We start from the raw sequence: 22,233 nt of genomic DNA, 5'->3' as shown, positions 1-22,233 counted from the left end.
TGCCCGATACCCAAGGGCCCGCCACACTGCCGCAAAACGAATCCATCCTTCCAGGAGACATTCCCATGCGGCGCACACAGGTCGGCATTATCGGAGCGGGGCCCGCAGGGCTGCTGCTGTCCCATCTGCTTCATCTTCGCGGAATCGAATCGGTAGTGCTCGAAGCGCGCGGCCGCACGCAGATCGAATCGACGATCCGCGCGGGCGTGCTCGAACAGGGCACTGCGGATCTTTTGACCGAAGCCGGCGTCGGCACGCGGATGAAGGCCGAAGGCGCGGAACATCACGGCTTCGAACTCGCGTTCGAAGGCAAGCGTCGGCGTATCGATCTCACGGGTCTCACCGGTCATTCGATCACCGTCTACGCGCAGCATGAGGTGTTGAAGGATCTGGTCGCTGCGCGCATCGCGGCAAACGGCGCATTGTTGTTCGACGTGTCGGACACATCGCTGCACGGCATCGACACCGACGCACCGTCGATCCGTTTCAATCACGCAGGCGAACAGCACGAACTGCACTGCGATTACGTGATCGGCTGCGACGGATCGCAGGGCGTGTCGCGCGCTTCCATTCCGCAAACGCTAAGACACGACTACGAACGCGTGTTTCCATTCGGATGGTTTGGCGTGCTCGTCGACGCACCGCCTTCGTCGCACGAACTGATCTACGCACGCCACGAACGCGGCTTCGCACTGATCAGCACGCGCTCGCAGAACGTGCAACGGATGTACTTCCAGTGCGATCCGCACGACAAGGTCGAGCATTGGTCCGACGATCGCATCTGGGCCGAGCTGCATGCGCGCGTCGATTCGTCGGAAGGAGAGCACGTAGTGGAAGGGAAAATCTTCCAGAGGAACATCGTCGGCATGCGCAGCTTCGTGTCGACGACGATGCAGCACGGCCGCCTGTTTCTCGCGGGCGACGCCGCGCACATCGTTCCGCCGACGGGAGCGAAGGGATTGAATCTCGCGGTCGCCGACGTGCGCGTGCTGACGCGCGCGCTCGACGCGTTCTATCACGAGAACCGCAGCGATCTGCTCGACGCGTACAGCGCAACCGCGCTCAGGCGCATCTGGCGCGCGGAGCACTTCTCGTATTCGATGACGCGGATGATGCATCGCCTCGACGATGCATCGCCGTTCGAACAGCAGCTACAGATCGCCGAACTCGAACACGTGACCACGTCGCGTGCGGCAGCGACCGCGCTGGCGGAAAACTACGTCGGCGCGGTCGCGGTATAGCTACGAACTGCGCTCAGGTTTCGATCAACACTTCGTTGAACATCACCGTCGTTGCGCCGAGCCCGTACAGCAAGTCCTGTCCGAGCTCCTGGATCGCGTCGTCGTCCGGATCGAATTCCCAGTCGATGTCGACGTTGCAGCCGCGCTTCGATGCATCGCTGAGCACCATGAACAGCTGACGCATCGCTTTCGTCGATGCGCTGTTGATGTACGTGAGCCGTACGCGCATCAGGAAGCGCGGCGGCGCAGCGGTCTGCAGATACGTGCCGATCAGTTGCAGGATCGGACCGAAGAACGTATTCGGATTTTCCGGGTGGCACTCGCCTTCGACGAACAGGCTGGCGTCGGCCGGCGAGAATTCGATTTGCGGAGTGAAGTCGGTACGGGGTAGTTTGATCGGCGTCATGTTGAAGCCTCGGGGTTAGACAAAAGCCTTGATGGTGAAGCGGGCGAAACGGCCGCCCGACGATTCGTCGTTGCGGAACGCGTATTCGACCGGCTGGATGCTGTCGCGGGCGATGGTCAGCAGGCCGAGTCCCGCGCCTTTGCTGACCGTATCGGTTTCCGCGTGTTCGTCGTTCGCGAGCTGTTCGCGGTAGGCGGTCTTGATCTCGTCGAGCGACATCTGCTTCAACTGATCGAGCTTGCCCGCGATGCGCGACATGTGTTCGACCGGCACGAGATTGCTGCAGACGATCCAGTACGACGTCGCGTCGCGTCCTACCGCGATCGCGCCGGGTTTCTCGGGGCCTGCGCGTTCGGCGTTGTCTGGCGTGTCGACGCAGCCGCCGTAATGCAATACGTTCTGCGCCATTTCCATGAACGTCGAGAACAGCTTGCGTTTCGCGGGGCTGCCGACGCCTTCTACTTCGAGCCGGCTCTTCAGATTCGCGGACAGCGCGCGCCGTACGTCTTCGTCGAAGTGTCCGGCGTAGTAATAGACCATCCCCGCGTCGCCGGCGGCGTCGCTGAAGGTTTCGAAAGCGCGGAAATCCATCGTCAGACCTCGTTCGTGAATACGAAGAAGCACACGTCGTCGCGACGGTGCTGGTCGCCTTGCCATTGCGCGAAGCTGTCGAGCAGCGTGTCGCCGAACTGCTGCGGCAACTCGTCGCGACGTTCGGCGAACAGCTTGTACAGACGCTTGCGGCCATGCGCGATTTTCTTCGGGCCACCGACCTGATCGATCACGCCGTCGGTCGTGATGAACGCGCGATAGTTCGGCTTCAGCGTATGGTTGCGCGTCGTGAATGCGAAATCGTCGGGCGTGTCGCTGTAGCCGACACCCATCCGGTCGCCTTCGAGAATCTGGACGTCGGTTGAATCGGCGGGACCGGCAGCGCCGTCGAGCACCGCCATTTCAAGGCGAGCGCTCGCGTATTGCAGATCGAGGCCATTGCCGGTCAGCACGAACATGAACGCGTCGAGGCCGTCGTCCGATTTGCCTTCGCGGACCACGTGCGCTGCGTCGCCGCTTTTCGCCGACGCCTGCTGGCCCAACACCTTCTTGATGTAGCTATTGAGATCGGACAGCACGACGGCGGGGTCCGGTTCTTCGCTGCCCGTCGTCACGCGATTTTCGAGGAACGACAGCGTGATCAGCGTCATGAACGCGCCCGGCACGCCGTGACCGGTACAGTCGACGATCGCGCCGAACAGCCCGTTGCGCGTCGCGCGAAAGAAGTAGCAGTCGCCGCCGACGACATCGCGCGGCAGCCATTCGAGGCGTGCGGACGGCAGGCACGCGGCGAGTTCGGTCTGCGAGTTGCGCAGGTTCGATTGCTGGATTGCGGACGCGTATTCGATGCTCGACAGCAGTTGACGCGTCTTCGCAGCTTCGATGTCCGACATCGCGCGGATCAGCGCCATCCCGCTGCCGATGCCGAAATACTGGCCGTTGCGATTGCAGATGAAGCCGTCTTTCATCACGCGCGAGTCGGGTTCGACGGCGGCGCGCACGACCATTTCGATCGGCGTGTCGTCGCCGACGACCAGCGGCTCCTGGTTCGCAAACGACAGACAGCTACGCTTGCCGAACACTTCGCGGCTGAACGGACGACCGTATTGCTCCATGAACACGTTGCGGTTCACGAGCGCGACGGGCACGTTGTCTTTGACGATCGCGACGGCTTCGACCTCCTGCTCTTCGAGAAACCAGTTCTGCAGTTCCGCGTTGGTCATGTCGGACGCGACCGCGGGCGTGTCGACCGCGATCTGCCCTGCGTGGACGACGAGCGCGGGTTGCGCGGCGTCCTGTTGATCGGAACTGGCGGTTGCCAGCACGCTGTACAGCTGTTCGATGCTTGCCATGAGAGGTCTCGTCGCTGCGAAAGTCGGAGGGTGCCGGCGGTTTTCGCGCACACGCCGCGAGCGGACGGTGCAGGGACGAGATGCGGGAAACGGCGCAGCGCAGGCGAAATTAGCGCTGCTGCATGACAGAAACGTTAATCCTTCTGATGAATCGCGTGCGTCGCGATGCTTTCGTTGCGATATATTTATTGTCGAAAATAATCGGGGGTTGAGGCTAAAGTTTTGGTTTTGCGCGCCGATAAATTACGGCTTGTGCAAATAAAGAGGGTGTCCGCATGCGCGGACACCCTCTTTTACTGAGCGAAACTTTCAGCGTGTTACGCGAAGATCATTCCCCGCGTTACTCTTCATTCACCGCCGCTTGCCGATGCGCATCGGCATCATTCGCTTCACGCAGTACCGCATCGAAGAAATGCTGCTGCGCATCGTGCTCGCAGCGCGCATATGCACGGTTGATACCGCTGATCACCGCGCGGATCGACGCCGTCACCAGATTCGCATCGACACTGACGCCGAACGCGTTACCGACCACATGGCTGCCCGCCATCTCCGCGATCGCGATCGCACGCGCGTCCGCACCCTGCGTGAGCGCGCGTTCTTCGTAATGCTGGATTCGCACGGGCGTGCGCAGTGCGTGCATCAATGCATCGAGCGGGCCATTGCCCTCGCCGCTGACGACCGTCCGTTCGCCGTGAAGGTCGACCGTCAACCGGATGCGCTCGCGCCCCCCCTGCTCGGTGAGACTGTGCGACACGTAGCGCACCGGCGTGTTCGAATCGACGTATTCGCGCTCGAACAGCGTGAAAATCTGCTGCGGGGTGACTTCGTGGCCGCTGTCGTCGGTGAGGCGCTGCACGGCCGCGCTGAAATCGACCTGCAACCGGCGCGGCAGCACGATGCCGTACGACTGTTCGAGCAGATACGCGATGCCGCCCTTGCCCGACTGACTGTTCACGCGAATGATCGAATCGTACGTGCGGCCGAGATCGCTCGGATCGACCGGCAGGTACGGCATTTCCCAGATCGCGTCGGGCTTTTGCTGCGCGAAGCCTTTCTTGATCGCGTCCTGATGCGAACCGGAGAAAGCGGTAAACACGAGATCGCCGACATACGGATGACGCGGATGCACCGGCAACTGCGTGCATTCCTCGGCGGTGCGCGCGACTTCGTTGACGTTCGAGAAGTCGAGGCCCGGATCGACGCCCTGCGAGTACAGGTTCAGCGCGAGCGTGACGAGATCGACGTTGCCGGTGCGCTCGCCGTTGCCGAACAGACAGCCTTCGACGCGATCCGCGCCGGCCATCACCGCGAGTTCTGCGGCGGCGACGGCGGTGCCGCGATCGTTATGCGGATGCACCGACACGATCAACGAATCGCGGCGCGCGAGGTTGCGATGCATCCACTCGATCTGGTCCGCGTAGAAATTCGGCGTGCCCACTTCGACGGTGGCCGGCAGGTTGACGATCGCTTTGCGTTGCGGCGTCGGTTGCCATACGTCGAACACGGCATCGCAGACTTCCTTCGCGAAATCGAGTTCAGTCGCGGTGAACGTTTCGGGGCTGTATTGCAGCGTGAATTGCGTGTCGGTCGCGGCATCCGCGAGACGCTTCACGGTGCGCGCCGCGTTCACTGCGAGCGCCTTCACGCCGTCGCGGTCGAGTCCGAACACCATCTTGCGGAATTCCGGCGCGGTCGCGTTGTACAGATGGACGATCGCGCGCGGCACGCCGCGCAGCGATTCGAACGTGCGCTCGATCAGATCGTCGCGCGCCTGCGTGAGCACTTCGATCGTCACGTCGTCGGGAATGTGACCGCCCTCGATCAGTTCGCGCACGAAGTTGAAATCGGTCTGCGATGCAGACGGAAACGCGACCTCGATTTCCTTGAAGCCGATCGCCACCAGCGTCTTGAACATGCGCATCTTGCGCTGCGCATTCATCGGTTCGAACAGCGCCTGGTTGCCGTCGCGCAGATCGGTGCTCATCCAGATCGGCGCACGCGTGATGGTGCGCGAGGGCCACGTGCGGTCCGGCAAATTGACGGGCGTAAAGGGGCGGTATTTGACGGCAGGGTTCTTCAACATGGTGACGGTCTCGCTCAATGAGTGAAATGCGGTGGGGTGTTCGATGCGGTGTTGCGGCGTTGAGGGCGCGCGCAGGCGCCGCCGGGACTGGGTCGGCGGGTCAGACGAAAAGTGTTGAGGTATTCGGTGTTCATGGTCATCGACAGGGCGACAGTTCAAAGCGTGAAAGTCGACCGGATGACGCAAACGAAACAACATCGCCGCCGGTCGGAAACCGGGGCAAGGTCAGCAAACTGGGGATTTAGCGGTGCTTCGGAAAAATCAGACGATGTACGCGCGCAGTAGCAGACCAGGCCCGGAAGAGCGGGCTAGTAGGCTTAGCGACAGGAGGGCTTGGGATGCGTACATGGTGCGACATGGAAACACATTGTCAGACGGGCGTCAAGCATGGGCAGTTGCAGGTCGCGTTGCAGCGTATTGCCGGTGCGTGGCTCCCATTTCCCGGATTCTTTCAGACGAGGTCATCAGGAATCGCGTGTAAAGATGTCCTCTTTCGGAACGCCGCAACGACTCATCAGCCAACCCCACAATGCGCAGAACTGAAGGCCGGAAAGCAGCCATGCAATGCCAAATACGTCCCATCCCCAACCCGAAATACGCGGGATGAACGGTATGAGGCCTCGAAATGCCAGCTCGATTTCGGCAATCAGCAATGCGATGCCTAGAATCCAACCGGTCATGAGCCAGAGGGCGCGTCGCGTGAACGCCGCGCGAACGGTGCCGTGCCAGACACAGCGTCCCGCGAAAGACCCAAGTGCAAGGGACAGGAGGGCGAGCAGCTTCCAGCTCCACGTGTACTCGCTGCTGACGAGCGTCGTGTATGGACTGTGGTTCAGATATGTCGTGCGAGCGACGGGATAGTCGTAGTGAACCCACGTTACGCATGCCGATGCGATTGGCCGCCCACACCATTCCCTTGAGCAGTATGTACGCACATCCCACTGTGACAAGCAGCGGGGCGAGCATCCGGGTTCGTGCACCGAATAGGGCAGGCCTGCGATTGACAGCCGCAACCGAAGGGGAAGTCGCGGCTTCGCGTGCCCTGGCTTCCACCGCGCTCTTGCGCCATGCCTTCCTCTCAGGACTCTTTCGACTCATATAGGATGCTGTGTTGTCTGATCGATCGGTGCGAATATGCGCGAAGCGATCGGTATGGTCAATGGCGTCATCCGATAGGCGGATCAACAGGATCCAGTCAGAAAAATGAAAATACCCCGGCTTCGTACGCTGATCATAGGTGTCTTGCTGCTGGCGATCGCCAGCGGGCTTATTGCATTCCTTGGATCGGTATTCAGCAGCGATGGCGGATACCAGAGTGCCGGATACCGGGATGCGTCCGGGCAATACGAAGTGGGTATCTGTCATGAGACGCGCCACGGCAAATTCACCCAGCCGGGTCAGGTGACCTGGACGCAGGGAAAAACCCAGACCTGTGCGGCGAATACGCGCTTCCTCTCGAAGAACTATGTGGTGCAGAAAGATCTTGTCTACTGGATGACCAGCTATTCCTATATGGACATTCTTTCTCGCGGCAGTCCGGAGGTTCAACGTGAAGACCGCGATTTGACACTGATGACTACGCTCACACCGGCATTCCACCGTATTCCGAACGACGGTGTGGCATCCCACGAAGATTGGCAGCGCGACCAGTTCGAATATTTCGCGGCAGACGACTCGTCCGTGTATTTCGAAAACAAGAAAATCGAAGGCGCTGACCCGAAGGATTTCTCCCTTGTTTTTCCATTCAAGGAGGAACAGTGGCGCAATTTTCATTTCTCGCGCAGCCGCGGAAAGCTGTTTGTGAATGGCGAACCGATGCCGGAGATCGATTTCGCCCACTTCGAATTATTGAAGTTTGTCAGCCAGCCGGGGCGCGGCATCGACTATGGGTTTGACGCGACACTCACGATCGACCCGAATTCCGGTTCGTTCGGAATGAACGGCATGCTCGCACGAACAGGAAATGATCTCGTGTATCTGCGTCTCGACGGCGCGGCAGTGTTCAAGGACATGGCACCTCCAGATGCGTTTACTTTCATTGAGCCGAAGCATATGTATTTTTCGCGCGGCGACCAGTTCTATGAGGTAGGTTGGGATGAGGACGAACATACTGGGAGGATTGCCGGTGTCGATGCGGATACGATCAACCGCCGCTATAAAGCCGAACTCGACGCCCCTTCCGACGGGAGAGGGAACTAGCCGGTAATGCTTTCGGCGAACGCAGCGCATTGTGCGCACGATCGATCATCGCGACGAACGAGTATCGACAGTCCGCAGATAAGCATTTCGAAATGAATTCGTTCCATCGCCGGAAGCGTCGCCGTAGTATCGGCAGCGATTCGTGCGGCGTGGGCCGCTGCTTATTCATCTTCGAGAGAGTGCATCCATGACGCGTTTTAGATCGACGAGCCGTCGCGGCTTCATCGGCACCGGACTCGCCGCGCTTGCGCTGGGCGCAACGCTACCGGGCGCGCGTGCGCAGGGCGCAAACGCATCGACCGGACGCGTGCTGCGCATCGGTTATCAGAAGGGATCGCTCAGCATCCTGAAGGCGCGCGGCACGCTCGAAAAGCGGCTCGCCGCGAGCGGCACCCGAGTCGAATGGACCGAGTTTCCGTCAGGGCCGCCGCAGCTCGAAGCGCTCAACGTCGGGTCGATCGATTTCGGCGACGTCGGCGAAGCGCCGCCGATTTTCGCGCAGGCGGCCGGCGCGCCGATCGTCTATTACGGGCAGACCGCGAAGCGTCCAGCGAGCGAGGCCGTGATCGTGCCGGCGAATTCGCCGATTACGTCGATTCGGGATTTGAAGGGCAAGCGGATTGCGCTCACCAAAGGCTCGAATACGCACTTCCTGTTGGTGCGATTGCTGGCGGCCGCGAAGCTCGACTATCGCGACGTGACACCGGTATGGCTATCGCCGTCCGATGCGCGCGCCGCATTCGAAACGCGCGCCGTCGATGCATGGGCTATCTGGGATCCGTTTCTCGCCGTCGCGCAGAAGACGGCGAACGCGCGCATCGTCGCCGACGGCACCGGCGTGGTCGGCAATCGCGCGTACTACTTCACGTCGCAGCGCTATGCCGAGAAAAACGACGACGTGCTGCGCGTCGCGCTCGCGGAACTGATCGCGCTCGACAAGTGGATCGAGTCGAACCGCTCTGCAGCCGCCGACGAATTCTCGCGGTTGTGGGGGCTACCGCACGATGTCGTCGACGTGGCATTGCAGCGTCTGCGTTATGGCGTCGAGCCGATTTCGCGCGACGCGCTCGCCGATCAGCAGCGGATCGCCGATGCGTTTCTGCAGTTGAAGCTGTTGCCGAAGGCGATTGAAGTTGCGCGCGCTGCGCCGCCGGGGTTGGCGTAACGCGTGTGCGTTCAGCGCACACGCCCAGAACCGCAAAAGCCCTTTTATGCAGGCGCTACCGGCGCCTTCAACCAGGTCGAATCGACGACCTCCGGAAAAGTCCTCTCCTCTTTCAGAATAAACCGCTCACGCACCGCAAACGCGAAGTTCGCGCACGCCTTCTCGTCTTCCTTCAATCGCTTCCGGTAGATCTCATAGGCCGCGAGATCGGCAAACGCGACGAGCCCCCACGCTTCGTAATTGGTGCCCTCGTGCGGCAGAAAATAGCCCAGCAGATGACCACCACAGCGAGGAATGATGCTTGCCCAGTTGTCCGCATACGTCTTGAACAGGTCCTTCCTGAACGGATCGATTTCATAGCGGATAAAGCAGGTGATCGTCATGACGGCGGCCTCGATGCAGTGGGAGAAACATCAGTTTCCTCCGCGCGGGCGCATGAATGTTTCAGGCTGTGCTGAAACGTCGATCAAGCAAGCGGTATCTCTCTTCGTCACATCTGCCGGAACACCGCCCCATAACTCCGGCTCACCGGCAGCGTCTCGTCATGCTGCCGCAAATGAATGCGTTGCCGTCCGAGCAGATCGCGCTCGATACGTTCGATCTGCGCCAGCGACACGATCACGCTGCGATGCACCTGCACGAAACGCGTCGGGTCGAGGCGCGACAGCAGTTCCTTCAGCGGCGTGCGGATGATGTGACGGTGCGTCGCGGTGACGACTTCGGTGTACTTGTCGGTGGCCTGGAAGTAGTGGACGTCGTCGATAGACACGAGGTGCGTCGCGTCGCGATGTCCGACGGTGAGCCATTGAATCAGCGGCGCATCGTTGAGCGCGCCCGCAGCGGTTAGCGTTTCTTCGTCGCGTGCCGGGCGGCTGCCGCGTTGCAGCTTCGCGATGCATTTCAGCAGTCGGTCGTCGGTGAGTGGCTTCATCAGATAGTCGGCCGCAGCGATATCGAATGCACGCACCGCATATTCGTCGTAAGCCGTGACGAACACGATGCGCAGATGCGGCACCGACTGCGCGATCTGCAATCCGTCGAGCCCCGGCATGCGGATGTCGAGAAACGCGAAGTCGGGTTGCTTCGCGTTGATCTGCGCGAGCGCGTCCACGCCGTTGCGCGGCATCCCGACGATGTCGAGTTCCGGCCAGAAATGCGCGAGGCGCGCGGCGAGCTCGGTCGAGAGGTTCGGTTCGTCGTCGGCGATGAGGGCGGTGGGCATGTCAGTGCAGGGGAAGGAGAAGACGCGCGGTGACGCCGCGCGTGGCGTTCGATTCGATCGATAGTCGCGCGGCATCGCCGTACAGCGCGGCCAGGCGGGCCCGCACGTTCGCGAGCCCGACGCCGCCGTGCAACGTGCTGACCTTGCCGAGCCCTACGCCGGTATCGATGACCGCGAGGCTCAGCATGTCTGCTTCCCGTGCGATTTCGATGCGGATGTCGCCGCCTTCGATCGCCGGTTCGATGCCGTGAATCAGCGCGTTTTCGACGAGCGGTTGTAGCAACAGCGGCGGCAGCGGCAACTGGCGCAACGCATGCGGCAGATCGACCGAGTAGCGCAGACGATCGCCGAGCCGCATTGCGGCAATCGACAGTAACGCGTCGATCAGTTCCAGCTCCTCCTCCAGCGACGAAACCGGTTTGCGCGTACGTCCGAGGCTCGCGCGCAGATAGCGGTTCAGATGATCGAGCATCGCCGATGCGCCGGCCTGGTCGCGTTCGATCAGGCTGCGCACGTTGGCGAGCGTGTTGAACAGAAAATGCGGTTCGATCTGCGCCTGCAGCAACGCGAGCCGTGCGGCGGTTTCCGACTGTCGCAGTTCAGCCGCTTCACGCCGCTGTTTTTCGAGCGCGGTGCGCACCTGCAGCGACTGGATGTGCACGGTCGCGAACGCGTAAGCGATCGCGACGACCAGGAACGTCGGCGCAAGCGCAATCCATTGGGCGGGCGTGCTGTGCAGCAGACGTATCGCGCCGTCGTTGCCGCCCAGCGCAGCCAGTTTGGTGCCGACGATCACGCTGAGCGGCGCGACGATCAATGCGCGTACCGCGACCGCAAAGCGGCCGCCGGTCAATCTGGCGAGCAACCGTCCGAACACGAATGCGCTGAAGCCGATAGCGTTCGCCGTGAACAGCGACGACCCGAGCGTCACGCTTCGCGACACCACCCAGAAGCACGACCCGAGCGCACAACTCAGCAACAGCACGTATGCCAGTCTCCGCGCGAGCAGATTGCTGCGTGCCGAATCTCTGAGCGAAAGAAAGGTCGAAGCGAAGGGCATGGTTCGGGAGCGAAGCGGTGGCCGTGAAGGCATCGAACAGGCCCGTCGATGGTAGCGCGTCTGCCTGCGGCCGTGGCGGCCATTTTCGGCGGGACGTGCCGGCCATTTATCCGCGCAATGTGCGTCCTGTCGCTACCGCATGCGGTTCGTCGCAACCGGCGTGCGGCGCGACACGGCAGTCCTAAAATGGGCCGCGGACTCATCTACGTTGACTCATCTACGTTGAATCTACCGGGAGCGCGCGGTGCTGCACATTCCAACCTATTCGATCGTTGTTTTCGCGATCCTGATCGTGCTCGGCGTTCGCCGCTGCTATGCGCGTACGCTGCGGCCCACCCGGCTGTTCGTGTTTCCACTCGTGATGGCGATGCTCGGCGGCATGAACATGCCGAAGCTCTTTCCGTCCGCCACGTGGGCCGATGCCGTTGCGCTGCTGGTCGCGCTCGCGGTGGGGGCGTCGATGGGCTGGATGCATGCGTCGCGCTGGCGTCTGCGTATCGATGCGCCCAACGGGCTCGTGCGCGTGCCGGGAGACCCGGCGTTGCTGGTCGTGCTGCTTGCTGCTTTCGCAGTTGAATTCCTGATGCACTACGAGATCGAATCGCATGGTGCGTGGGCGCACAGCGAAGCGTTCCTGCTGTTTTCATTCGTCGCGTGGGGCTTGCTGATCGGCATGTCGCTGGGCCGCGGATGCAACGTGTTTGCGCGCTATACGCGTGCGAGCACGTTGAACGAAGCCTGACCCAGACTCAACGCGCCCGCCACGGCGGCACCGGCCGGAAACGCTCCTGCAGATGCTTCATGAACATCTTCGTGCGCATCGGCAGACCCGTACGCTGATGCGTCAGCGCGATCACGTTCGCGTCGGGCAGTTTCCACGCGGGCAGCAAGCGCACCAGCGTCCCGCGTGCGAGATCCTCCGCGACGTCCCATTCCGAACGCACGATCGCGCCGCGCCCTTCATACGCCCATTCGCGGATCACGTCGCCGTCGTTGCTGCTCAGCCGCGCCGGCACGCGCACGCTGCGCGCGACGCGTCCCTTGCTCAAATGCCATAACGTGACGTCCTCGTTGTTCTCGCGCAGCGCGATGCACGGCAACGCGGCTGGATGACTTCGTTCCGGCCAATCACTCGTTGCGACCGATTCGGCAATAGATGAACGACGCGCTCACTCGGATGGCCCCGGCCTTTTCGCGCATGTACGAGAGCGACGCGAAGGGCGGACGCCCAGATAACCATTTCTACTGGTGACCGCGTTCGAGCGCTTCGAGGAAGCTCTCAGTGAGCGCCATTTGACCACCCGTGCGCGTCAGCCGCAGAATTTCGGACGAGAACGGATTGCGCTCCAGCGGAATGAACACGGCTCGCTGCGATTGGGTGCGTGCGAGCGCTTGAGGCACAAGCGCCACCCCCATCCCGAACTCAACCATGGTGACGACGGTCTGCCATAGACGAGCTTCATGCCTGATTCTTGGACTAAAGCCAGCTTCGACGCACGCGGCGATGATCTGGTCGTGGTAGTGCGGCGAGACCGCCCGCGGAAAAAGTATGAAGGGTTCGTTTTGCAGGTTACACAGGTCGATGCGCTTTTTCCTGGCAAGCTTGTGATTGACTGGCAGACAGCACAGAAATGCCTCGGACATCCATAGCTGCGTCTCAATCTCAGCCGGGTAGTGACCCCAGTGCGCGAACCCTAAATCAATCTGGAGCTGCTGAAGCGCTCGAATCTGCTCGGCGGTATTCATCTCCTTGAGAACAATCTCAACGGCCGGATGCTCGGCCTCGAAGCGCTCTACTGCCTCGGGCAAATCCCGATAGAGCATCGAATTCACGAACCCAATCCGAAGACGGCCAGCCAGCCCATGTGCGGACTGGATTGTGACCTTGGCCACTTCGTCTGCCTGCTGCAATAGCCTTTGAGCCTCCCCTAGCAGGACCTGCCCGGCGTTGGTCAGCGCGACCGACTTGCTGCTGCGCTCAAGGAGCTGCACGTCCAACTGTTCTTCGAAGCGCTTGATATCAAAGCTAAGCGCCGGTTGGGAGATAAACAGCCGACGCGCCGCACGCCCGAAATGCAGCTCTTCGGCGACCGCAACGAAGTACCTGAGTTGTCTGAGTTCCATCGGCCGCCGCTCCTCAACGATAAAGACATGTTATCGCACATGCCATCGATTGTATTGGACGATTATCGAAGGGCTTCGTAACCTGAATTTAACGACAGCGGCGGATTGGCGCGCCGCAGATAAACCAGGAGACACGCTATGGCCGACCAACGGCAAGAGCCCGCCACTTCGAATATTCCCGACAGCCGTGGCATCAATTTCTTTACCTGCGACCCCTCGTTTGGCCCGTTGCTCAGGAGCTTTCTGGGCGAAAGCACGTACAGCGGCGTCAAAGACCGTCTGGCCGACCTGGGTCAGCGCGCTTCGGATGAACTCGACGTTTGGGCAACGAGTGCCGACCACAATCCTCCGGTATTGATGCAGCGGACCCGGCGCGGTGAGGCCGTCCAGCGCATCGAAAAGCATCCGGACTACGTCGCGCTCGAACGCGTTGCGTACAGCGAGCTCGGACTTGCTTCGATGAGCCATCGGAGCGACGCCCCGCCGCCGCTGGTGAAGTACGCTTTGACGTACCTCTTCGTGCAAGCTGAGTTCGGTCTCTGCTGCCCTGTGAGCATGACCGATTCGCTCACTCGCACGCTGCGAAAGTTTGGGTCGAAGGAACTGGTCGACCGCTATCTCCCGATGCTTGCCTCGCAGGACTTCGACACGCTCTTCCAGGGTGCGATGTTCATGACGGAGCAAGCGGCAGGCTCCGACACCGGTCGCACGATCACGCGCGCCACGCGCAGCGTCGACGCGAACGGCAACGAAATCTGGAAGCTGACGGGTGACAAGTGGTTCTGTTCCAACGCGGACGCCGACCTCGCAATGGTCCTGGCTCGCCCTGATGACGCACCTGAAGGAATCAAGGGCCTTGCGCTGTTCCTTCTTCCCAAGGTGCTTGAAGACGGAGCGCGTAACGCGTATCACATCGTTCGGCTGAAGGACAAACTCGGCAGCCGCTCGATGGCCAGCGGAGAAATCGTTCTCGAAGGCGCCGAGGCGTACCTGATCGGCGAGGTCGGGCGTGGTTTCCACCAGATGGCGGACATGATTAACATGTCGCGCCTTTCGAATGGCGTGCGTGCCGCAGGGCTGATGCGTCGCGCGCTTACCGAAGCACTGCATGTCGCGCGCAACCGCTCGGCATTTGGTCGCAAGCTCATCGAGATGCCGCTGATGCAACGGCAATTGATGAAGATGATGCTGTCCGCCGAACAGGCCCGTTCGATGTTCATGCAGATTGCGACACTGCTGCCAAAGTCCGACAGTGGCGAGGCGCTCGCGGCCAGGTGTGTTCGCATCCTTACTCCGTTGGTGAAATTCCGCGCATGCCGTGACGCGAGAAAGGCAACGGGTGACGCGATGGAAGTTCGCGGTGGCGTTGGCTACATCGAAGAATGGGCCGACCCTCGGCTCGTGCGCGATTCCCACCTCGGCTCCATCTGGGAAGGGACGAGCAACATCGTCTCTCTCGACGTGGCTCGCGCCACGCGCCGTGAAGGCTCCCTCGAATCGCTCGGGCAGTATCTCAATGCTCAACTCGAAGAGGCCGCGTTGCCCGAAGAGTCGGTCCGGTTGTTGCGTGATGTCTTTAAGCGCGCGAGCGCCGCGATGGACAGCGTCGCCGAGTGCGGCCGCGATGAAAGCGTGCGTGAAGCAGCGAGTGCTGTCTATAACGCAACGAGCGCCATATTCATGGCGACGGAGGCCGCACGTGTTGGAAATGACTACCGTCGGTTGGCGCTTGCTCACCTTATCGTCAAACACAAGCTCATGCCGCGCGATCCGTTGGCTCCGGCGAATGTCAGTGCCGACGCAGGCGTGATGCGCAAGCTCGTCGACGAGGTACCGATGACGCTCGAAGAAGCAATGTCGCTCATGCCGGTGAGCCTGGAGACCGCGTGATGAGTGCAAATCCGGTTACGGGCGCACTTCAGGGACTTCGCGTTATCGATTTGAGCCGCGTGCTGGGTGGGCCGTACTGCACGCAGGCATTGGCGGACCACGGTGCGCAAGTCATCAAGCTCGAACCGCCTAACGGAGACGAAACCCGCGGCTGGGGTCCTCCGTTTGTCGGCGAGACCGCGTCGTATTTCGTGGGTGTGAATCGCAATAAGCAAGGTATCTGCGTCGACCTGTCGTCCGAAGAGGGCCGCAACATCCTCTGGCAACTGCTCGAAGGCGCGGATGTACTTGTCGAGAATTTCAAGCCTGGAACGCTTGAACGTTGGGGCATGGACTACGCTCGCCTTTCGAAACGATTCCCGACGCTGATTCATTGCGCGATTTCCGGCTTCGGGCCGGATGGCCCCCTCGGCGGGCTGCCTGGCTACGACGCAGCAATTCAAGCGATGGCGGGGTTGATGAGCGTGAACGGGGAGCCCGATGGTCCTGCGCTGCGCGTCGGGCTACCCGTCGTCGACATGGTGACCGGGCTCAATGCGCTGGCTGGTATTCTGCTCGCCCTGGCGGAGCGGGAGAAGAGCGGCCGAGGTCAATCGCTCGATATTGCGCTGTACGACAGTGGCATCTCGCTCCTGCATCCGCATCTCCCGAACTACTTCGGTAATGGACGTACGCCACAGCGTAGCGGGAACGCGCATCCGAATATCACGCCGTACGACAGCTATCGAACCGCGACCGCTCCTATTTTCCTTGCGGTGGGGAACGACCGGCAGTTCGCGAAGCTGGCTAACCATCTGAACGCGCCCGAACTTGCGCAAGACGCGCGCTTCGTCGATAACAAGAGCCGTTGCGCGCATCGCGGCGAACTCAAAGAGGTGCTCGAAGGCTTGATGCAATCGCTCGATTGCGAGTCACTCGCCACGGCGCTGATTCGCGGTGGTGTGCCGTGTGGTCCTGTCCACACCGTGGACGCCGTCGCCAACCACCCGCACACGCTTCACCGCGAACTGATTGTTGAAATCGGCTCGTATCGCGGCACGGGCACGCCAATCAAGTTGTCCCGGACACCGGCTACGTATCGCTCGGCGCCACCTGCGCTGGGCGGAGATACGCGCGCGGTGCTCGACGAACTCGGTATCGACGATGCCACACAACAGCGTCTGTTCGAGGCCGGAGTGCTTAAGGGCTGACGTCCGGCAACAATCAGGCATTCGAACTAAACCGGCGACCCAGACCGGAAATCTTCAGGAGACATTCGATGCAAACCACCGTGCAAGAAAGTCCGACACGCCAGCCTGCTCGCGCGGCCTTCGCCGCCTTTGTTGGTACTACCATTGAGTGGTACGACTTCTACATCTACGCGACGGCTTCGGCGCTCGTGTTTGGCAAGCTGTTCTTCCCTCAGGGCGACCCGTTCTACAGTACGCTCGCTTCGTTCGGCACGTTCGCAGTAGGGTTCTTCGCTCGACCCTTTGGCGGCCTCATCTTTGGTCACCTGGGTGACCGACTCGGGCGAAAGAAGGCGCTCGTCGCGACGCTTGCCATCATGGGGATTGGCACGGTGGGCATTGGCTTCCTGCCGACCTATGCTTCTGCTGGCGCGCTTGCTCCCGTTCTGCTTGTGCTGTTGCGAGTCGCGCAGGGCATTGCGATTGGTGGCGAATGGGGTGGCGCGGTCCTGATGGCGGGCGAACATGCGCCCAAAGCCAGGCGCACATTCCTGGCCTCGTTTGCACAGCTGGGCAGCCCGGCCGGCCTGATTCTCGCGCTGCTCGCGTTCCGCACGGTCGGGCATATGCCGAAAGAACAGCTGATGGATTGGGGTTGGCGCATCCCGTTCCTGCTCAGCGCGGTCTTGCTGATCGTGGGCATATTTATCCGCTCGGGTGTCTCCGAGTCGCCCGAGTTCGCCGCAGCGGCCGGGCGCGCAAAACCTCCTCGTCTTCCCATCCTCGACGTGCTGAGCAACGCATGGGGCAAGGTGCTTCTCTGCCTTGGCGCCAACGTCATCGGTGTCGCAGGCGCATGGTTCTGCAACACGTTCATGCTGAGTTTCACGACGGAAACGCTTGGAATCAGCCGCTCGCTGATGCTCGACTGCCTCTTCATCGTCGCTTTCGTGCACTTCTTCAACCAGCTCCTCTCGGGATGGCTGGCGCAGCGTGTCGGAGCGAAAAAGTTTCTCGCTTGGGCTGCAGGGCTGGCCATGCTATCTCCGTATCCGATGTTCATCCTGGTGTCGACAGGCAAACCCCTCGCCATCGTTGTCGGCATCGCCATTGCCGTGATGTGCATGTCGGGCTCGTATGCCGTGATGGCCGGACTGATGACAGATGCCTTCGACGTGCGATACCGCTACTCGGCCATTTCACTGTCGTATCAGTCGTGTGCTGCGCTGGCGGGAGGCCTGACCCCAATCATCGGAACCGTGCTCGCGCATGCCTGGCCAGGACGGTGGTGGCCGCTGGCGGCCTTCTACAGTGCACTTGCCGCGGTATCTTTGCTCTGTTTACTGGGTCTGCAGACAAAAAAATCAGACGTCCGCTCGCCGGCGACGGTTGTCGTGCCGGAGTGACAGACGCATCGGCACGCAGAAGAATACGCGGGTCGATGCGTGGTAATCCTGCTGTGGTCCGGCCTCAGCAAGCGAATTTTTCTTTGCATCAAGCATCAAGCTTTCGAACCTCATGTCCGACACCAATCTCATCACCAACGCTTCTTTCGACGCGGTTCTCATGCAGGTGACAGACGGCATTCTTATCGTCACCATCAACCATGCGCCGGTCAATGCGCTGAGCGTGCCTGTTCGGCAAGACCTGATGGCTGCGATGGAGCGCGCGAATTCCGACTCCGATGTGATGGGCGTTGTCATTGTCGGCAGCGGCCGCGCGTTTTGTGGCAACACTGATATTGCAGAGGTCGAGGAGGCACTGCGTGCAAGAACCGCGGACTCTTCGCGCCACGCAAGATTATTGAAGCCGTGCGGGCAGCGGTCGAGCTTCCGTTCGAACAGCGGATTGCCAAAGAGAAGGAACTATTCGAAGCGTGCCTTCGGAGTCCGCAGCGCGCTGGTCTTGTCACGGCGCGTGGGCGCACAGCGAAGCGTTCCTGCTGTTTTCATTTGTCGCGTGGGGCTTGCTGGTCGGCATGTCGCTGGGCCGTGGCTGCAACGTGCTCGCACGTTACACGCGCGCGAGCACGTTGAACGAAGCCTGACCCGGACTCAACGCGCCCGCCACGGCGGCACCGGCCGGAAACGCTCCTGCAGATGCTTCATGAACATCTTCGTGCGCATCGGCAGACCGGTACGCTGATGCGTCAGCGCGATCACGTTCGCATCGGGCAGCTTCCACGCGGGCAGCAGGCGCACCAGTGTCCCGCGTGCGAGATCCTCGGCAACGTCCCATTCCGAACGCACGATCGCGCCGCGCCCTTCATACGCCCATTCGCGGATCACGTCGCCATCGTTGCTGCTCAGCCGCGCCGGCACGCGCACGCTGCGCGCGACGCGTCCCTTGCTCAAATGCCATAGCGTGACGTCTTCGTTGTTCTCGCGCAGCGCGATGCACGGCAACGCGGCGAGATCCTCGGGCGTCTCGGGCAAGCCATGCCGTTCGACGAATGCCGGCGACGCGCACAGAAACCGCGCGTTCGGCGCGACCGCATAGCCAACCAGATTCGACAGCCGCAACTCGCCGATATGCACGACCACGTCGAAGCGATCGGCGATTTCGGTCAGCGGCGCATCCGACAGCGTGAGCGCGACGTTCACCTCCGGATGCAGTTCCTGAAACCGCGACGCCGCCGCCGCGACATATCGTCGGCCGAAACCGAACGGCGCGTTGATCTTCAGCGTGCCGACCATGCCGCCCCGGCGGGTGTGCAGATCGTCGAGCAGCGCATCGAAGCGCTCGATCACTTCGCGGCCACCCGCACACAGCAGTTCGCCCTCTTCAGTAAAGCGCAGGCGCCGCGACGAACGGTCGACGAGCCGCACGCCGAGCATCCGTTCGATCTGCTGCAGCCGCTGCGTGACCGCCGACGGCGTGAGCCCCATCTTGCGCGCGGCATCGAGCAGGCTGGCGCTCGCACGAATCGTCAGCAGAAAGCGCAGGTCGGCGGAGTCTTTCATTTTTTAAGTTCAGTTAATCTAAACTCAGGAATCAATCTGGCTAAATCAAAACACACACTGCCGAGTTTATCCTAACGTCTCTACTGGAGACGAATATGTCGGCGTCATTGTCCTCGATCGAAACCCCCGCGCTGCTGCTCGAGCGCGGCCGCATGGATGCGAATATCGCGCGGATGCGTACGCATCTCGCCTCGCTCGGTGTGCGGATGCGTCCGCATGTGAAGACCAACAAGTCCATCGACGCGACGGGTCGGCTGTTCGACGGCGGCACCGGGCCGATCACGGTGTCGACGCTTCGCGAAGCGCGCTATTTCTTCGAGCATGGGCTGACCGACATCCTGTACGGCGTCGCGATCGCGCCGAACCGTTTTGCGCAGGCAGAGGAACTGATCCGCGCGGGCGCAAAGCTGAAGCTCGTGCTCGACAGCGTCGAAACAGCCGCGTTACTCGCGGATTACGCGCGCGCGCATGCACAACCGTTCGATGTGCTGCTCGAGATCGATTGCGACGGACACCGCTCGGGTCTGCCGCCGACGTCGCCGCTGATCGTCGACATCGCACGCACGTTGCAGGCCGGCGGCATCGACGTGCAGGGCGTGATGACGCATGCGGGCAACTCATACGACAGCCGTTCCACCGACGAAATCCTGCGCTACGCAGGGCAGGAGCGCGATGCGGTCGTTGCTGCCGTGCAGCTGCTGCGCAATGCGGGGTTCGCGGCACCGGTCGTCAGCGTCGGGTCGACGCCGACCGCGCTGTTCGCCGACGATCTCACTGGCGTTACCGAGGTGCGCGCGGGCGTATTCGTGTTCTTCGATCTGGTGATGGCGGGGCTCGGCGTGTGCCGTCAGGCGGATATCGCGGTGTCGGTGCTGACCAGCGTGATCGGGCATCAGCAGGAAAAAGGCTGGACCATCGTCGACGCGGGCTGGATGGCGCTGTCGCGCGATCGCGGCACCGCGAAGCAGGCGGTCGATCAGGGCTACGGGGTGGTGTGCGGCGTCGACGGCACGCCGCTCGACGACTTGATCGTGATTGCCGCGAACCAGGAACACGGGATCATCGCGCGGCGTCCCGGCAGCAGCGACGGCGCGCCGACAACGCATTTTCCGGTCGGCACGCAGCTGCGCATCCTGCCGAATCACGCATGCGCGACGTCCGCGCAGCACGCGGGCTATCACGTGCTCGACGCACAGCAGGAAGTTGCTTACTGGCCGCGCATCGCCGGCTGGTGATCCGCGCGACGAGGCTACCTGTTCACAACAAAGGAGAACATCCATGCAAACCGTTTCGACCGACCGCGCGCCGACGCCCGCGGGACATTACTCGCAAGGCATCGTGTCGGGCGGCTTCGTCTACGTCGCCGGCCAGTTGCCGATCGATCCTGCGACCCGCGCGATCCCCGAAGGCATCGACGCGCAGGCCCTGCGCGCGTTGCAGAACGTTCAGGCGATTCTCGAAGCCGCCGGATCGTCGGTGCAGGGACTCGTCAGCGTGCAGCTGTTCATCGTCGGTATCGAACGATGGCCCGATATCAACCGCGTGTACGCAGCGTTTCTCGGCGATCACCGTCCGGCGCGCACGGTGGTGCCGGTTCCCGAACTGCATCACGGCGCGCTGATCGAAATCAACGCGGTCGCCGAAGTGCGCGCGCACAACGAGGGCTGAACGATGAATACCCTGCAGTCACACACATCGTCATCCGAAGGACAGCACGTCGAAGTCGTGCTGTTCGATCTGCTCACGGCCGTGCTCGATTCATGGACGCTGTGGAACGACGTCGCCGGCTCGGAGGAAATGGGCCGACGCTGGCGCATGGCCTATCTGAAGCTCACGTATGGATGCGGGCGCTACGTCAGCTACGAAACGCTGGTCGAGCAGGCAGCGGCGAGCGTCGGGCTCGACGCCGGTTACGCAGCCTCGCTCGCGAGCCGTTGGGGCGAACTGCGCGCATGGCCCGAAGCGCCGGCCGTGCTCGCGCAGCTTAAGCAGCACTATCGTCTCGGCGTCGTCACGAACTGCTCGACGACGCTCGGGCATCTCGCTGCATTGATCCCCGGTGTCGCATTCGACGTCGTGGTGACGTCCGAAGAAGCGGGCTTCTACAAGCCGGACCCGGCGCCGTATCAATTAGCACTCGACAAGCTCGGCGTGCACGCGGACCGCGCCGCATTCGTCGCGGGCTCGGCCTACGATCTGTTCGGTACCGCGAAGCTCGGGCTGCGCACGTACTGGCACAACCGCGTCGGTCTGCCGATGCCCGACGGCGCGCCCGCGCCGTTCGCGATGCGCCCGACACTCGATTCCCTCCCCGCCGATCTCGCATCGCTCGCGGCCACGCCGCGCTAGGCATCACGAACGCAGCGAACGCCTGGCTGCACGCACGTCGCTGCGTTGCACAGCGTTCGCGATCGCGCTTTTTCTCCACTGTTTCCGCGATGGTCGGCCGTGCGGCAATTCGCCTATGCGGCACCGCAATTCAAACAACATATTGTGTTGAGTATTTTTCCAATCCGCATCGTTATAAAGAAATTTCAAAAGCTTGCTTCTTGAAATGGCGTAAGTTTGATATAAGCTGATGATTGCCGCGAAGGCACAAAAAAGAGAATTACTTTACTGAGAGAGAAATAATCCGGAGGGCAGTAGATCCATGACCATCTCATGATCGCGCGGGGTCGCGCCTTTTTTTAATCTGTGCCGGTTTGCCGGGTGACGCGCAGGCTTAAGCGTCGGGGTTTCGTTCGCCCTGCGTTTTATCTGCGTGTGCCGGCGTGCGCCTGCGCGCCATATTCAAAGCGAATGTCGCC

Annotated in this window: 21 protein-coding genes and 2 pseudogenes; 12 read left to right on the top strand and 11 right to left on the bottom strand. The window is 61.6% G+C overall.

Annotation, left to right across the window (positions count from 1 at the left end):
* The first annotated feature begins 65 nt into the window (after window positions 1–65).
* Window positions 66–1,241 (top strand): 4-hydroxybenzoate 3-monooxygenase, encoded by a 1,176-nt coding sequence (locus tag E1748_RS06145; protein WP_133646236.1) that lies wholly within the window; start codon window positions 66–68, stop codon window positions 1,239–1,241.
* 13 nt (window positions 1,242–1,254) lie between these two features.
* Here E1748_RS06145 and E1748_RS06140 read toward each other — a convergent pair whose 3' ends face one another.
* The 5 genes from E1748_RS06140 to E1748_RS06120 form a co-directional block, all read right to left on the bottom strand.
* Window positions 1,255–1,647: a DUF1987 domain-containing protein gene (locus E1748_RS06140; RefSeq protein WP_205965198.1), complete on the bottom strand. Its 393-nt coding sequence runs from the start codon at window positions 1,645–1,647 to the stop codon at window positions 1,255–1,257.
* Window positions 1,648–1,662: 15 nt separating this feature from the next.
* A complete protein-coding gene (locus tag E1748_RS06135; RefSeq protein WP_133646235.1) occupies window positions 1,663–2,238 on the bottom strand; it encodes a SiaB family protein kinase in 576 nt (191 codons plus the stop codon).
* A 2-nt stretch (window positions 2,239–2,240) separates the two neighbouring features.
* Window positions 2,241–3,551, bottom strand: a complete 1,311-nt coding sequence (locus E1748_RS06130) for a SpoIIE family protein phosphatase (RefSeq protein WP_133646234.1) — start codon at window positions 3,549–3,551, stop codon at window positions 2,241–2,243.
* A 340-nt stretch (window positions 3,552–3,891) separates the two neighbouring features.
* Window positions 3,892–5,634 carry a 2-isopropylmalate synthase gene (gene leuA, locus E1748_RS06125; RefSeq protein ID WP_133646233.1) on the bottom strand — a complete coding sequence of 581 codons (1,743 nt, stop codon included), beginning with the start codon at window positions 5,632–5,634 and terminating at the stop codon, window positions 3,892–3,894.
* A 464-nt stretch (window positions 5,635–6,098) separates the two neighbouring features.
* A complete protein-coding gene (locus tag E1748_RS06120; RefSeq protein WP_133646232.1) occupies window positions 6,099–6,314 on the bottom strand; it encodes a hypothetical protein in 216 nt (71 codons plus the stop codon).
* Window positions 6,315–6,837: 523 nt separating this feature from the next.
* Here E1748_RS06120 and E1748_RS06115 point away from each other — a divergent pair.
* The gene (locus E1748_RS06115; RefSeq protein ID WP_133646231.1) at window positions 6,838–7,833 is read left to right on the top strand and encodes a DKNYY domain-containing protein; all 996 of its coding nucleotides are present in this window, start codon (window positions 6,838–6,840) and stop codon (window positions 7,831–7,833) included.
* Between the two features lie 187 nt (window positions 7,834–8,020).
* The gene (locus E1748_RS06110) at window positions 8,021–8,998 is read left to right on the top strand and encodes a sulfonate ABC transporter substrate-binding protein (protein ID WP_133646230.1); all 978 of its coding nucleotides are present in this window, start codon (window positions 8,021–8,023) and stop codon (window positions 8,996–8,998) included.
* Window positions 8,999–9,042: 44 nt separating this feature from the next.
* Here E1748_RS06110 and E1748_RS06105 read toward each other — a convergent pair whose 3' ends face one another.
* From E1748_RS06105 to E1748_RS06095, 3 genes are all read right to left on the bottom strand, one after another.
* Window positions 9,043–9,381, bottom strand: a complete 339-nt coding sequence (locus E1748_RS06105) for an NIPSNAP family protein (protein ID WP_133646229.1) — start codon at window positions 9,379–9,381, stop codon at window positions 9,043–9,045.
* Window positions 9,382–9,488: 107 nt separating this feature from the next.
* Window positions 9,489–10,220 (bottom strand): LytR/AlgR family response regulator transcription factor, encoded by a 732-nt coding sequence (locus tag E1748_RS06100; RefSeq protein ID WP_133646228.1) that lies wholly within the window; start codon window positions 10,218–10,220, stop codon window positions 9,489–9,491.
* Window position 10,221: 1 nt separating this feature from the next.
* Window positions 10,222–11,280, bottom strand: a complete 1,059-nt coding sequence (locus tag E1748_RS06095; protein ID WP_133646227.1) for a sensor histidine kinase — start codon at window positions 11,278–11,280, stop codon at window positions 10,222–10,224.
* Window positions 11,281–11,524: 244 nt separating this feature from the next.
* Here E1748_RS06095 and E1748_RS06090 point away from each other — a divergent pair, with 244 nt between their 5' ends.
* Window positions 11,525–12,022, top strand: coding sequence for a DUF6622 family protein (locus E1748_RS06090; RefSeq protein ID WP_133646226.1), 498 nt, complete (start codon window positions 11,525–11,527; stop codon window positions 12,020–12,022).
* 7 nt (window positions 12,023–12,029) lie between these two features.
* Here E1748_RS06090 and E1748_RS06085 read toward each other — a convergent pair.
* Window positions 12,030–12,380, bottom strand: a pseudogene (locus E1748_RS06085) (LysR substrate-binding domain-containing protein); the annotation flags it as partial.
* A 5-nt stretch (window positions 12,381–12,385) separates the two neighbouring features.
* Here E1748_RS06085 and E1748_RS31705 point away from each other — a divergent pair.
* Window positions 12,386–12,511, top strand: a pseudogene (locus tag E1748_RS31705) (IS5/IS1182 family transposase); the annotation flags it as partial.
* Between the two features lie 11 nt (window positions 12,512–12,522).
* Here E1748_RS31705 and E1748_RS06080 read toward each other — a convergent pair.
* Window positions 12,523–13,404 (bottom strand): LysR substrate-binding domain-containing protein, encoded by an 882-nt coding sequence (locus E1748_RS06080; protein WP_133646224.1) that lies wholly within the window; start codon window positions 13,402–13,404, stop codon window positions 12,523–12,525.
* 138 nt (window positions 13,405–13,542) lie between these two features.
* Between E1748_RS06080 and E1748_RS06075 the strand changes: the two genes are divergently transcribed.
* The 4 genes from E1748_RS06075 to E1748_RS32055 all read left to right on the top strand — a co-directional run bounded on the left by E1748_RS06075 (window position 13,543) and on the right by E1748_RS32055 (window position 18,608).
* On the top strand, window positions 13,543–15,294 hold the full coding sequence (locus E1748_RS06075) for an acyl-CoA dehydrogenase family protein (protein WP_133646223.1): 1,752 nt from the start codon (window positions 13,543–13,545) through the stop codon (window positions 15,292–15,294).
* A complete protein-coding gene (locus E1748_RS06070) occupies window positions 15,294–16,484 on the top strand; it encodes a CaiB/BaiF CoA transferase family protein (protein WP_133646222.1) in 1,191 nt (396 codons plus the stop codon). The genes E1748_RS06075 and E1748_RS06070 overlap by 1 nt, the downstream gene beginning before the upstream one ends.
* A gap of 68 nt (window positions 16,485–16,552) precedes the next feature.
* The gene (locus E1748_RS06065) at window positions 16,553–17,869 is read left to right on the top strand and encodes an MFS transporter (protein ID WP_133646221.1); all 1,317 of its coding nucleotides are present in this window, start codon (window positions 16,553–16,555) and stop codon (window positions 17,867–17,869) included.
* 112 nt (window positions 17,870–17,981) lie between these two features.
* The gene (locus E1748_RS32055) at window positions 17,982–18,608 is read left to right on the top strand and encodes an enoyl-CoA hydratase-related protein (protein WP_240766344.1); all 627 of its coding nucleotides are present in this window, start codon (window positions 17,982–17,984) and stop codon (window positions 18,606–18,608) included.
* Here E1748_RS32055 and E1748_RS06055 read toward each other — a convergent pair.
* Complete coding sequence (locus E1748_RS06055; protein WP_133646220.1) at window positions 18,518–19,426, bottom strand: LysR family transcriptional regulator; 909 nt, start codon at window positions 19,424–19,426, stop codon at window positions 18,518–18,520. The two genes, E1748_RS32055 and E1748_RS06055, sit on opposite strands and share 91 nt — an antisense overlap.
* A gap of 95 nt (window positions 19,427–19,521) precedes the next feature.
* Between E1748_RS06055 and E1748_RS06050 the strand changes: the two genes are divergently transcribed.
* Genes E1748_RS06050 through E1748_RS06040 form a run of 3 tightly spaced genes read left to right on the top strand, consistent with a single transcriptional unit; the run spans window position 19,522 to window position 21,775 of the window.
* Entirely contained in the window at window positions 19,522–20,661 is a 1,140-nt protein-coding gene (locus E1748_RS06050; RefSeq protein WP_133646219.1) for a DSD1 family PLP-dependent enzyme, read from the top strand.
* A 43-nt stretch (window positions 20,662–20,704) separates the two neighbouring features.
* Window positions 20,705–21,094, top strand: coding sequence for a RidA family protein (locus E1748_RS06045; RefSeq protein WP_133646218.1), 390 nt, complete (start codon window positions 20,705–20,707; stop codon window positions 21,092–21,094).
* Window positions 21,095–21,097: 3 nt separating this feature from the next.
* Window positions 21,098–21,775 carry an HAD-IA family hydrolase gene (locus E1748_RS06040; RefSeq protein WP_133646217.1) on the top strand — a complete coding sequence of 226 codons (678 nt, stop codon included), beginning with the start codon at window positions 21,098–21,100 and terminating at the stop codon, window positions 21,773–21,775.
* Window positions 21,776–22,233 lie beyond the last annotated feature (458 nt).

The organism is Paraburkholderia flava (assembly GCF_004359985.1).
Classification (GTDB): domain Bacteria; phylum Pseudomonadota; class Gammaproteobacteria; order Burkholderiales; family Burkholderiaceae; genus Paraburkholderia; species Paraburkholderia flava.
The sequence above is the reverse complement of the archived record's forward strand: the minus strand, read 5'-3'. Positions and strand labels throughout refer to the sequence as shown.

Excerpts from the sequence above, each read along its gene's own strand:
- E1748_RS06145 (WP_133646236.1), top strand. The coding sequence starts at position 66 with ATGCGGCGCACACAGGTCGGCATTATCGGAGCGGGGCCCGCAGGGCTG.
- E1748_RS06140 (WP_205965198.1), bottom strand. The coding sequence starts at position 1,647 with ATGACGCCGATCAAACTACCCCGTACCGACTTCACTCCGCAAATCGAA.
- E1748_RS06135 (WP_133646235.1), bottom strand. The coding sequence starts at position 2,238 with ATGGATTTCCGCGCTTTCGAAACCTTCAGCGACGCCGCCGGCGACGCG.
- E1748_RS06130 (WP_133646234.1), bottom strand. The coding sequence starts at position 3,551 with ATGGCAAGCATCGAACAGCTGTACAGCGTGCTGGCAACCGCCAGTTCC.
- leuA (WP_133646233.1), bottom strand. The coding sequence starts at position 5,634 with ATGTTGAAGAACCCTGCCGTCAAATACCGCCCCTTTACGCCCGTCAAT.
- E1748_RS06120 (WP_133646232.1), bottom strand. The coding sequence starts at position 6,314 with ATGACCGGTTGGATTCTAGGCATCGCATTGCTGATTGCCGAAATCGAG.
- E1748_RS06115 (WP_133646231.1), top strand. The coding sequence starts at position 6,838 with ATGAAAATACCCCGGCTTCGTACGCTGATCATAGGTGTCTTGCTGCTG.
- E1748_RS06110 (WP_133646230.1), top strand. The coding sequence starts at position 8,021 with ATGACGCGTTTTAGATCGACGAGCCGTCGCGGCTTCATCGGCACCGGA.
- E1748_RS06105 (WP_133646229.1), bottom strand. The coding sequence starts at position 9,381 with ATGACGATCACCTGCTTTATCCGCTATGAAATCGATCCGTTCAGGAAG.
- E1748_RS06100 (WP_133646228.1), bottom strand. The coding sequence starts at position 10,220 with ATGCCCACCGCCCTCATCGCCGACGACGAACCGAACCTCTCGACCGAG.
- E1748_RS06095 (WP_133646227.1), bottom strand. The coding sequence starts at position 11,280 with ATGCCCTTCGCTTCGACCTTTCTTTCGCTCAGAGATTCGGCACGCAGC.
- E1748_RS06080 (WP_133646224.1), bottom strand. The coding sequence starts at position 13,404 with ATGGAACTCAGACAACTCAGGTACTTCGTTGCGGTCGCCGAAGAGCTG.
- E1748_RS06075 (WP_133646223.1), top strand. The coding sequence starts at position 13,543 with ATGGCCGACCAACGGCAAGAGCCCGCCACTTCGAATATTCCCGACAGC.
- E1748_RS06070 (WP_133646222.1), top strand. The coding sequence starts at position 15,294 with ATGAGTGCAAATCCGGTTACGGGCGCACTTCAGGGACTTCGCGTTATC.
- E1748_RS06065 (WP_133646221.1), top strand. The coding sequence starts at position 16,553 with ATGCAAACCACCGTGCAAGAAAGTCCGACACGCCAGCCTGCTCGCGCG.
- E1748_RS32055 (WP_240766344.1), top strand. The coding sequence starts at position 17,982 with ATGTCCGACACCAATCTCATCACCAACGCTTCTTTCGACGCGGTTCTC.
- E1748_RS06055 (WP_133646220.1), bottom strand. The coding sequence starts at position 19,426 with ATGAAAGACTCCGCCGACCTGCGCTTTCTGCTGACGATTCGTGCGAGC.
- E1748_RS06050 (WP_133646219.1), top strand. The coding sequence starts at position 19,522 with ATGTCGGCGTCATTGTCCTCGATCGAAACCCCCGCGCTGCTGCTCGAG.
- E1748_RS06045 (WP_133646218.1), top strand. The coding sequence starts at position 20,705 with ATGCAAACCGTTTCGACCGACCGCGCGCCGACGCCCGCGGGACATTAC.
- E1748_RS06040 (WP_133646217.1), top strand. The coding sequence starts at position 21,098 with ATGAATACCCTGCAGTCACACACATCGTCATCCGAAGGACAGCACGTC.